Genomic DNA, 8,636 nt, shown 5'->3' on the forward strand with positions numbered 1-8,636 from the left:
GGGATCGTCCCCAAATAGTCAGGCTCTCCATCTAACATTTCTACACGGGGGCGTCTCCCGAAACCCGGGTGTATTCGCGCCGCAAACTTGGGACATGACCGAAAAAGGGGAAAAGAGGCAAGGCAAGCGCCGTGGGTGCACAACAAGCGAGCATTCCAAATGACGTGCGTAATGAAAATCAACCGGATCAAATTATCAAAATCTAGATAGAGATCCGGCAGTGACGTCTTTGCACTATTAGCCAGCCAGAATTTCGCACTGTACCAGCCTGCAACAGTATCGAGAACGAGCCAGAGAAAGCCTCCATTTCAGCACATGTCCAAGAACGACACGCCTCCCGAGGATGACGACCTCAATAATATCAATACGACTGCGGCGGGCCTGGCGAGTGGAGCTGCGATCACCGGGGTCGCTCAGGGCTTTCGAGTTGTGCTGGGGTTTGTCCAGGGTATCGTCTTGGCGCGCCTGTTGCTGCCGGCTGACTTCGGTCTCGTCGCCATGGTTGCGCCCGCCGTCGCCTTCGCGGCCATGGTCAAGGAGCTGGGTCTGAACCAGGCGACCGTACAGCGGGACCAGATATCGCAGCAGGTCGTGAGTAATCTTTTCTGGCTTAGCGTGTCGATGAGCATTCTGCTCGCCATCATCATGGCGGCGTGTGCACCTTTGCTTGCCGATTTCTATGGAGAGCCTGAAGTTCAGGCGCTCGCGGTCGCGTATGCTGCAACGATCGTGGTCTGGGGCCTGCAATCCCAGCCGGCTGCGTTGTTGGCTCGCAAGCTCGCCTTCAAGACCATTGCGATCATCGAGGTCGTTTCGTTGCTCGCCGGGTTCGTTGTCGCGGTCGCAACCGCCTATCTGACCCGAAGCTATTGGGCGCTCTTCTACGGCACGATTGTTACGGCGGCTATTTCCACACTCGCCAGCTGGATGGCCAGCAAGTTCAAACCGATGAAGATAGGTAGTGCGGAAGGCATGAAGGAAATGATCGGGTTCGGCTCCAGTATCGCCGGATTTGACCTCCTCAACTTTGCCTCACGAAATGCCGACAATATTCTAATCGCGCGCTTTCATGATGCGGTCGAACTCGGTCTTTACGATCGGGCTTACAAGCTTCTGCTCTTCCCGCTGCAGAAAATTACTTACCCGCTCTCCCGGGTGATGGTGCCGTTCCTTTCTCGTAATGTGAACCAGCCTGAGCGCTACAAGCGTGCTTACTTTGCGGCCGTCACCATTATTCTTGTCGCTGCGCAGCCAGGCGTTCTGGTCGGAATCCTGTTCGCCGACGAAATTTTCCTCGTCCTGCTGGGCAAGGAGTGGGTGCCGGCGGCGCCGGTTTTCATGTGGCTCGGAATTGCTGGTCTTGTTCAGGTCATGACCTCGACCATGGGTTGGCTCTTCGTCAGCCAGGGGCGTGGTAAGCATTATCTCATGGTCGGCGCCGTTACCGCCGTGATTTCCATTACCTCGTTCGTTGTGGGATTGCCCCAAGGGGCAGTGGGCGTGGCTGCGGCGTATGCGATTGGCGATCTTGTGTTCAAGACTCCTTATGTGTGGTTCATGGCATCCCGCAACGGAACCGTCAGGTTCGGAGATTTTGTGCGTCTGCTGATGCCGCATCTGTCGGCGTTGGCCGTCGCAGCTGCTGTACTTTATTTCACGGGGCAGTCGTTCCAGCAGATCGGATTTTTACAAATTGGCCTGCTTCTGGCGCTCTCTTATGGCATATACCTTGCTGTTCTAACCCTGTTCAAAGAAAAGGTTTCGATGGCGCGAGAACTGCTTGAAATGGTCTGGAACAGCATTCAGTCCAAGCGACAGGCTCGAGCGGCTCAAAAGGGAATGCAGGAATGAACTATCGCTCTCTCGCAGATATGTATGACGCCATCACGATGGGGCTTGGCCGGTTGCCGGACAATATCGATCTGATCGTGGGCGTTCCGCGCAGCGGCTTGATCCCGGCGAACTTCCTTGGCCTATTGCTGAACCTGCCCATTACGGATGTTGAAGGTTTGATTGAGGGACGCGTCATGGCTTCGGGACGCACGCGTCGCGGCGCGGCGGTAAACAAGACATTCGCCGAGATGAAGAATGTGCTGGTGATTGATGACAGCGTGTTCCACGGCAATTCCATTCGCGCCGTAAAGGAGCGGCTGGATGTTGAACTTGAAGGATACAATCTGACGTATTGTGCTGTTTTCGGTCCTAAGATGACGCACCCGGATATCGACATTGTTCTGGACGCTGTACCCCAGCCGCGAATTTTTCAATGGAACCTCTTCCACCACGGCCTGCTTAAGGAATGCTGCATCGATATTGATGGCGTCCTCTGCCTGGACCCCACGGCCCAGCAAAATGATGACGGCGACCGCTATCGCGAATTTATCCTCAACGCGATACCGCTGAATCGTCCGACAAAGCCATTAGGCCATCTGGTAACGAGCCGACTTGAAAAGTATCGCCCGGAAACGGAAGCTTGGCTCGAGAAGTGGGGCATCCAGTACGATTCGCTCAACATGCTAGACCTGCCAAACAAGGAGGCCCGCCAGAAAGCAAAGGCGCATGGGTCGTTCAAGGCGGAAGTCTATCGCAACAAGAACAGCATTATGTTCATTGAAAGCGAACACGACCAAGCGGTTGAAATCGCCCGTCTATCTGGCAAGCCAGCGCTATGCATTGAGACGCAGCAAATGCATATGCCTGCCAGCGGTGATCTGCGCACAATTCAGCAATCCATGAAAGGGTTGCCTCGGCGGATTGTGCTTCAGAAGACGCCCTTGTCAAACAAACAGTCGATGAAGAATTTTGTTCGTTCAATTGTGGGCGACAGAGGATACGCGCTTATGAAGAAGGCGTCGGGTAGATCCTGACGCAAATCCCTTCGTTAGCGTTATCGTTTCAGATTTTTTAAGATGAATGCGGACTAATACTTATTTCGCTGAAGCGATCAGTAGTAATTATCAATAAAAACTAGTCTGACCGGGCCGGTTTTCCATTCCGATAAACTCTTCGGCGTGTTAAATGGTCGTAATGTATATTCTGTTTCCGGGTGGAGGAACGCTGCTTCGGAGACCTAGTGGGGTGACAATAAAATGGCAGGGCTACGGTGGGCAACACTCGGGCATAGATCCAACCTATCCGACGATGACAATCTGACACCAATCATCAAGTTTGGGACAATCGGCATCATTGTGCTGGCAAGCTTGTTGCTGGTTCCGATTTTCAACTTCATTGCCAATTATTCGGCCGCTTGGCACCCTGAACGCGCGCTTGCGATTTACATTGCAATCGCAGTTTGCTGCGCGCTGGCTGCCATCATCAAGTATGATGATGTGCCAAAGTATCTTCGTATAATCATCAAGGGTCTCGCCCTCTTCCTCGGCTTTTACAGCCTGTGGTTGGGCGCGGATTTTTCGAGTGTAAACGAGAACGTTCAGAGCGACGCTGGAAACTTTATTGTTGTCGTTCCATTCATTGTTTTCGCCGCCACGATTGCCGCCATGTTTCGGCCATCCCTGGCGCTGTTACCTCCCTTGTATCTATTGATCCACAAGGACCTGACACGGGTTCTGTCTGGCGCGAAGGAACTCGGTCGCAATGATTATGCGCCGCTTGTGGAAGTGCTTGTCTTCACGGCCGGCGCGGTTGTGGCGCTTGGCCTGTTCGTAAAAGCGGTAGAGATCGCCAAGCGGAAGCAGATTATCCCGGAGCGCTTTCACACGGGTATTCAGCAGGGCATCACCGCGTTGCCACTCATCATTCTTTGCATGGCGGTCGGCGCTCATCTGGGCAACTACTTCATGTCTGGCTTGGCGAAGATTCACCTTGATGGAGGTGTCTTTGCTTGGGTTTCTGACAATCCAACCAGTTCTCTGATGTTGGCTGGCTACAATGTCGGTGCCGCACCAGGGGCGTATGCGCCCGGGCTTTTCGGTTTTGCATATTCAGTTCTTCGCGCAGTCGAGCCGTATCTCAACGTCGTAACATTGGCGGCGCAGTTCTTCTGCTTCCTCGCTTTTTTGCGCGTGCGAACCATGTTGGCGTTCACCGTCTTCTTCGACATGATGCACATCGCAATCTTTCTGCTGACCGGCGCGTTGTTCGTTCCCTGGATCTTGTTGAACAGCCTTCTGGCATCGGCCTTCGTCGCGATGAAGATGGATCGACTTCCCAAGGAGGCGATCATTGCTGGCGTACTTGTCACGATCATGGGACATACAGTTTTCTACAATGCACGCCTTGGTTGGTATGATAGCCGGGAATTGCGAGATTCCTATTTCACCGCGATCACAGATACAGGTGAAGAGTACCGGGTCCCCAATAGCTTCTTCCGGCAGTCTTCTTATCTCATGTACACACGTAACTTTGGATATCGCGAGCATCGCGGACCGTCTCGTCACGTGCCGACGTCGCAATGGGGGCAGATTGGCATCGGCGTTCACTCGGACGAAATCGCCAATTACGATATCATGAAAGCTACCAAGACTTGCTCCTATCATTCACCGTACGAAAATGATGCGTCTATCGTCGATTTTGATGCCGGAGCCGCGTCGAGCTTCATCGGCTCTCATCACCAGATGATGCTGCAGCAGAAAATTAAATCGGGCAAAACGCCGTCTTACCACCTATATCCTCACCATCATTATTCCATGCCGGTGAGATACAAGGGGTTTGAAGCGCTGAATCTGGAAAACATCGCAGGCTATCGGTACAATGTCGAAACAGTGTGTCTCGACTGGCAAGATGGCGCATTCAAGCGAGATGTTCTGGTGAGCACAAAAACCGACATCATTCCGGTAAACTAGCGGCGATCAAAATGACTGAAAATGTAATCGTCTATGATGGTGAATGCCCGTTCTGTAGCCAGTATGTGAAGATGCTGCGGATACGTGAGTCAGTAGGGGCCGTTCGCCTGATAGATGCCCGGTCAGCGGATGAAACCGCTATCTTCGCCCGCGGCAAGTACGATATGGATCAGGGTATGGCCGCGCGCATCAGTGGCGAATGGTATTATGGGGATGATTGCATCCACATATTGTCGATGATCAGCAGTCCTGTGACTGTATTCAACAAGCTGAACGGCTGGGTCTTTCGCAGCCCCAAGCGGGCGCGCGTGCTTTATCCTGTCATGCGGACTGGTCGCAATCTCGTCTTGCGTTTGCTGGGCCGGCGGAAGATCGGACAGTCACTCTCGGAAACCTGAGAGCCGCAGAGCTGATTTCTTTCACTCAACTGTCGTGTCAATCAGTTCGCTATCGCAGTTGCTTCTGGTCCGCCGGCAAAAGCCGCCTTCGCGCGGTTGCACGCATCCAGAAGCGTGTCGATCTGGTGATCTTTGTTCAGGATATCACGCTTGGAATAATCACGCGTTTGTTGTTGCATGGCCGCATAGAATCCTTGGTCATCCCAAAGCTTCCTCACCGCCGACACCCAGTCATCGATTGGTGCGTCCGGGCTGATCAGGATACCGCCCTCGCCAACCGATTCCGACAAGCCTCCAATTTTTGTGGCGACGCACGGAATGCCAGAGAAGTGAGCTTCTGATGCAATGCGCCCCCAGGCTTCCTGCCATTGGCTTGGGATGAGCAGGATCTTGGTTCTGGAATAGACTTTGCGCATATCATTGGTGCGCGGCTTCAGAGTCACATTTCCGCATTTTCGTGCCCACTCGACATTCTGTTTGCTGACATCTTCGGGAAGTGGCCAGCCTTCAACAAACTCGAACGGAATATCAGGGCAGCGTTCAGCGATCTGGAACGCGATATCTCGCCCTTTCTTGGGGTGTGGATTAATAAAGGAGACGACCTCTGGTGCATGATCGCAGGTATAGCGCTCGGCCATGAACATGGGCGGAATGGGTACCGCGTCTATGCCATACTTTTCCTTGTAAGCATCCGCAGTAAATTGGGAATTCGCAACATAGATTGTCGAAGCCGGGAGGTCGGCAGGGCTGGCTTCATACTTGTGGAATTCCACGTCTCGGACGTAGACTACGAGTGGAATGCCAAACTGAGCGAAATGCTTTGCGGTCTTGAAGGGCTTGCCCGCTGTGACAATCAATACGTCCGGCTTGGCTTGTTTCAGAACCGCGTCACCTTCTTCCCAGACAAACCATTTTCGATAAACAGGATACCCGGGTAGCTTGTCGCGCGTATACTTCATAGGCGTCAGCTTGAGCGCCGCCCGTACAAGGTAACCGAGCCGGTCTTTGTGGTAGAGGCCGGACAGTACTGAGATATCATGACCGCGTTTGATGATTTCCAGCGACAATTCATGCGTACTGGATTGTGATCCGCCTGCAATTTGCGGCGTATGCGGATGAGCAGTGACGAACAATAGGTTCATGGTGAGTCCTGTTCGGTAGGCGGGTTACTGGTCGGCCGGGGACGTTGCGCGTCCGAGCACCGCTTCCAGCGTATCGAGTTGATGATCGCGTTGCAGGGCAGGGCGCGCCGCATAGTCCAGTGAGGCCTGTACCAGTTGTTCGTAATGAGCCGTATCGGTCCATAATTTCTTCAGGGCGCTCGACCAGGTTTCTTCAGGCTCTGACAAATCGATCAAAACTCCGCCGGGGCCTACAGATTCTGGCAGTCCGCCTTGGGCCGATGCCACAACAGGAATTCCGTTGATATGAGCCTCCGCCGAAATGCGTCCAAAAGCTTCTTCCCATCGGCTGGGGGCCAGCACAATCTTGGCCTCGGCATAGACCTGTTTCATGTCTTGGGTCCGGGCCTGAACCCGAACATTTGGAAGAGTCGCTAGCGCAGAGTTGAGCTCTTCGAGGTCTTCCTTGGAAAGGGTCCAAGTCATCTGGAACGTGAATGGGATCTCGGGGCAGGCGCGGGCGCAATTCAGCGCAATGTCGAGTCCTTTGTGCTTGTGCGGGTTCACGAACAGGACTGACTCACGCCGCGTTTCCGTCAGGTACATTTCCGGACGAATGAGAGGATAGATGATTTCCGATTTCACGCCGAATGCGTCATCGAACTTCCGAGCTGTGAATTCGGAATTTGCGATAAACTGGCAATCCGAAAACTCTTTGAGGTCTCCCCCCAAATCTTCGAATTCCACATTTCGCAGGTAGAAAACCAGCGGTACATTCCGGGATTTAAAGCCTTTCGCCAGCCGGGCTGGAAACCCTGACTGAAGGATAACGACGTCGGGTTGGAATGCGTCTACGACTTCCGAGGTTGAATCGACAGGATGCCAAGCACGGTAGGTGGTGTAGCCGCACACGTCATCGCTGACGATCGTGCCGGGCTTCATTTTCAGCATTGTGCGATGACGCAATCCGAGCCAGCCGTCTCCGGTCAGGCCTGAAAATACGCTGACTTCGTGCCCACGAGCCCGCAATTCCAGCACGAGTTCATGCGTGCTGGATTGGGCGCCGCCCGCAATCTGCGGAATATAGGGATGTGCACTCGCAATGAGTATTCGCATATCGTGCTCTCGACTGTGCCAGACGAAAATATGAGTGCACGTTTTACGCCAGAACTTCACCCGTCAATACATTTGCGACGGTCTCGGCAAGTTCTTCGGCAATTAGACCAAATCCTTCCACATTGAAGTGGATTCCATCGTCCATTTGCTCATCGACATCCGTGGTCGTCGCCCCGATATAAACGTTGTCGTAAAGTGACGCGATATAGGCTTGCGCATCCCGGATAGCTGACAGCGCGCCTTCGGGGCCGTCGAGCCAGGGGCCCAGTTCCGGAAAATCACCCAACTCCTGAATGAAGACGGGGATGTCTGCGCCATACCGGTTCCAGAGGTACTCGAACACGCTGGTCGTAGCGTCGATCAGGGCATCCACAATTGAAGAAGTGTTGCTTCCATCAATCGCGCGCGCGTCATCTTCACCTTGTGCCCAGATAATGGCGTCGAGATCCTCGCCCGCGTCCAGGGCGGCATCTATCTTCGAAACCGCAGTTAGCAGCGCTGGCCCAGGGGAATCTGTATCCACATTCCACCAATAACTATTGGCATCGGCCAGCGGGTTGGAGCCGCTGCCGCCTTTGGCGGCGTTGATCAGCGTGGTGTTACCATTGAGATAAGCCTCTATGGAGTCCTCGAACACAACCGATCCGATATCACCTGGGCTCTCGTCATCCTTATGGCGATAGAAGTACCGCTCGGCGTTCGACTGCCCGGTGAAGGCGATATAATCGAAATCTTCCGGGTTGAGTGTGTGAGAAATTGGATCGATTGAATCGTCTTCGACGATTTCAACCCAGTCGATCCGGGCCTTCTCGCCTGAATCGTAGACTGCTTCGACTGAGATTTGGTCCCCCGTTTCTAGAGAGACAGATGCTTCGTGAATATTGAAGACATCGTTATCTGCATCTGCCAGCCAGCTTGTGACGACCTGGCCATTTACTTTGATCTGATAGGCCGAAACTCCGTCGCTCTCATCAAGATGGGACAAGCGAACCAGATAGTCGCCGTCAGCACCTGTGAACTGTCCCTCGGCCACGCTGGTTGTTGCGCTATCCTCCGCACGAATAACTGCGTCGTTCGACGCAGTCGATCGGGATTCGGTGATGAACCCTTCAGTGAGGATCAGGTCTTCTGCCTCCGTGCGGCCAAGTCCAATATCCGCTGCCGGTGGTGGCGGCGGAGGCGGCAGCAAGGACGCATCG

Annotated in this window: 7 protein-coding genes; 4 read left to right on the plus strand and 3 right to left on the minus strand. The window is 53.8% G+C overall.

The window, feature by feature from the left end; translation table 11 throughout:
- Window positions 1–315 precede the first annotated feature (315 nt).
- The 4 genes from L53_RS04005 (at window position 316) to L53_RS04020 (ending at window position 5,200) form a co-directional block, all read left to right on the plus strand.
- Entirely contained in the window at window positions 316–1,851 is a 1,536-nt protein-coding gene (locus L53_RS04005; RefSeq protein ID WP_051607542.1) for a lipopolysaccharide biosynthesis protein, read from the plus strand.
- Complete coding sequence (locus L53_RS04010; RefSeq protein WP_034811682.1) at window positions 1,848–2,867, plus strand: phosphoribosyltransferase; 1,020 nt, start codon at window positions 1,848–1,850, stop codon at window positions 2,865–2,867. Before L53_RS04005 ends, L53_RS04010 begins: the two co-directional genes overlap by 4 nt.
- Before the next feature lie 222 nt (window positions 2,868–3,089).
- Window positions 3,090–4,802, plus strand: coding sequence for a hypothetical protein (locus L53_RS04015; protein WP_034811684.1), 1,713 nt, complete (start codon window positions 3,090–3,092; stop codon window positions 4,800–4,802).
- Between the two features lie 11 nt (window positions 4,803–4,813).
- Entirely contained in the window at window positions 4,814–5,200 is a 387-nt protein-coding gene (locus L53_RS04020) for a DCC1-like thiol-disulfide oxidoreductase family protein (RefSeq protein ID WP_051607543.1), read from the plus strand.
- Between the two features lie 41 nt (window positions 5,201–5,241).
- Here L53_RS04020 and L53_RS04025 read toward each other — a convergent pair whose 3' ends face one another.
- The 3 genes from L53_RS04025 to L53_RS17115 form a co-directional block, all read right to left on the minus strand.
- Window positions 5,242–6,342, minus strand: a complete 1,101-nt coding sequence (locus tag L53_RS04025) for a glycosyltransferase (protein WP_051607544.1) — start codon at window positions 6,340–6,342, stop codon at window positions 5,242–5,244.
- Between the two features lie 24 nt (window positions 6,343–6,366).
- Window positions 6,367–7,437 (minus strand): glycosyltransferase, encoded by a 1,071-nt coding sequence (locus L53_RS04030; RefSeq protein ID WP_034811686.1) that lies wholly within the window; start codon window positions 7,435–7,437, stop codon window positions 6,367–6,369.
- A 43-nt stretch (window positions 7,438–7,480) separates the two neighbouring features.
- A partial coding sequence (locus L53_RS17115) for a hypothetical protein (protein WP_198019726.1) occupies window positions 7,481–8,636 on the minus strand: 1,156 nt, incomplete at its 5' end.

Source organism: Hyphomonas sp. L-53-1-40 (genome assembly GCF_000682775.1).
Lineage (GTDB): Bacteria > Pseudomonadota > Alphaproteobacteria > Caulobacterales > Hyphomonadaceae > Hyphomonas.

Excerpts from the sequence above, each read along its gene's own strand:
- L53_RS04005 (WP_051607542.1), top strand. The coding sequence starts at position 316 with ATGTCCAAGAACGACACGCCTCCCGAGGATGACGACCTCAATAATATC.
- L53_RS04010 (WP_034811682.1), top strand. The coding sequence starts at position 1,848 with ATGAACTATCGCTCTCTCGCAGATATGTATGACGCCATCACGATGGGG.
- L53_RS04015 (WP_034811684.1), top strand. The coding sequence starts at position 3,090 with ATGGCAGGGCTACGGTGGGCAACACTCGGGCATAGATCCAACCTATCC.
- L53_RS04020 (WP_051607543.1), top strand. The coding sequence starts at position 4,814 with ATGACTGAAAATGTAATCGTCTATGATGGTGAATGCCCGTTCTGTAGC.
- L53_RS04025 (WP_051607544.1), bottom strand. The coding sequence starts at position 6,342 with ATGAACCTATTGTTCGTCACTGCTCATCCGCATACGCCGCAAATTGCA.
- L53_RS04030 (WP_034811686.1), bottom strand. The coding sequence starts at position 7,437 with ATGCGAATACTCATTGCGAGTGCACATCCCTATATTCCGCAGATTGCG.